Origin of the sequence: Pseudomonas agronomica, assembly GCF_025917275.1 — a bacterium.
In the GTDB taxonomy this organism is placed as follows: Bacteria; Pseudomonadota; Gammaproteobacteria; order Pseudomonadales; family Pseudomonadaceae; genus Aquipseudomonas; species Aquipseudomonas agronomica.
Map to the genome: position 1 here is coordinate 1 of NZ_JAOSHO010000726.1, position 1955 is coordinate 1955.

General features: G+C 60.1%; 3 protein-coding genes. All 3 read right to left on the reverse strand.

Translation table 11 applies throughout. The features are described from left to right. On the reverse strand, window positions 1–549 hold a 549-nt coding region (locus OC610_RS26565; protein WP_264432184.1), incomplete at its 3' end, for a TetR/AcrR family transcriptional regulator. Between the two features lie 14 nt (window positions 550–563). Further along, a complete protein-coding gene (gene feaR, locus OC610_RS26570; RefSeq protein WP_264432186.1) occupies window positions 564–1526 on the reverse strand; it encodes a transcriptional regulator FeaR in 963 nt (320 codons plus the stop codon). A gap of 111 nt (window positions 1527–1637) precedes the next feature. Beyond that, window positions 1638–1955 (reverse strand): DUF3156 family protein (locus tag OC610_RS26575; protein ID WP_264432187.1); only part of this gene is annotated, 318 nt, incomplete at its 5' end.

Sequence of the window (1955 nt, forward strand, 5' to 3'; positions counted from 1 at the left end):
CAACGCCGCAAGCCGTTTGACGTAGCCCTGCGGTGTCGAATAGATCAACTCCACATGCAGGCTGTCGACGATGCCCAGGTAAGCGTCGCAATACACCTCAAGCGCCTCAGCGCGTACCGCCGTATACCGTGCTTGCGCCACGCACTGAAAATCATGGCGAATGCGCGCCAGGTAATCCTCGAAGCCCGTGGTAATGGCGTTGCGAATATCCGCAGGCGGAAAGTACGCCGTGCGCAGCAGAAAGCGCAGGTGCGCCGACGCCTCGTAGCGTCCGCTCAGCCGCTCAAGATGCAAGTGGCCCGGTATCCCCGTGTGCCCGGCCTCGTCGTTGAAGCAGCGCTTGATATGCCGGTGCTCATGCTTCAGCGCAATCGCGAAAACCGTCAGGAACAACGCGTCCTTGCTGACGAAGTGCGCATACAACGACGCCTTGCGCATGCCCGCCCGGACCGCGATTTCGTTGAGCGATGAGGCGTCGTACCCGTGATCGGCGAAGTGTTCGACCGCGACTGTGCAAATATTGCTGGCCGAGAGGCTGAGCGGTTTCATGGGCCACGAGATACCTACGCGGCCCCCATCGCCTGTTGCAGATGGGTAGAACGAAAATCCTTGGGCGACAGCTCGAATTGCTTCTTGAACGAGCGACTGAAGTGGGCCGAATCGGTGAAACCCCACTTGTAGGCGATCGAGGTAATCGACTCGCTCTTGAGGAACGGGTTGGTCAAATCATCCGCGCTGCGCTTGAGCCGCGCGCGCTGGATGTAGCGACACACGCTGTCGTCCTGCTCTTCGAATAAACGGTACAGATGCCGAACGGAAATGTTCAAACGGCTGGCCAGGCCCACGGGGCTCAGCCCAGGTTGGGTCAGCGACTCGTCGATGACTTTCTGTACATAGCTGCGCAGGTTGCTGCCCTGCAAGGACGCGGCGCTTTCAGCGGGCGCGTCTTGCATTTCAAAGGCTGAACCGAGCAAGGAGATGAACGCAGCTTGCAGGGCCTGCGCCTCCTGGTTCGAATCCTGGCCGCCGAGCCCTTCCCTGCACAGTTGGTCCATCAGCACGTGGAGCATGCGACCACAGGCCTTGCTCGACGAGATCTTGCCGAAGGTTTTCGAGGCACCGCCCAACTGCTTGCACACTTCGTTGCGCGAGAGTGACAAGGACGCATGTTCGATCAGGCCAAACGGGCTGATTTCGATCGATCCGGTGGAGTCCATCAGCAACATATCGCCGGGGGCCAGCTGTACGACCTGGCCGTTCTGGGTAATCTGGCAATAGCCGCTGCGTTGGCTGACAAGGAAACAGTGCTGGTCCATGTCGTGGTCGGCATTGGGTCGTTCGCGCTTGATCAGCCCGGCATTGGTGCGCAGGTTGGCGAGTGACAGGCCACCCTGTTCGAGCTTGGACACCTCACCGATGAACAGCGAGCGGTTAAACGCCAGTTCCGTGTCGAAATGGCCGCAGGCCGCTCGCAAATCCCGAGTCCAGGTTTCCAATCCATGGTGCGCAGATTGATAGGTGCTCATGGCAACTCCACAGTGGCTTCTTGTTTTTGTTGGCCAATAGTTAACATGTTATCTATATAGGCGCAACAAGCACGTGATCCCCACTGTAGAAGCAGTAATGATGCCAATTGATCACAACCCGCCCAGTACCCGCTGCAGGCCGGCCAGCACCGTGAACAAGCCTTCCCGCTGGGCCGGGCTCAGGGCGATGTAGCGCCGAAACGCCGGCATCCGGTTGACCACCTCGCTGCCGCCCATGTGCTCCAGCCGAACGCACCATTGCTGGCCATCCAGCTCGATGCGAAGGTGCTTGAAATCCAGCAGCATCAACGCTTGATGCAAGGCCGGGTCATTCATCAGCGCGGCTTCAAGCCTGCCCCCCAGCGCGGGTTCCCCCGCGCGTTGTCGACACGCCAGCCCGGTGCGCCGGATCGACCCGCGGTGGTGCAG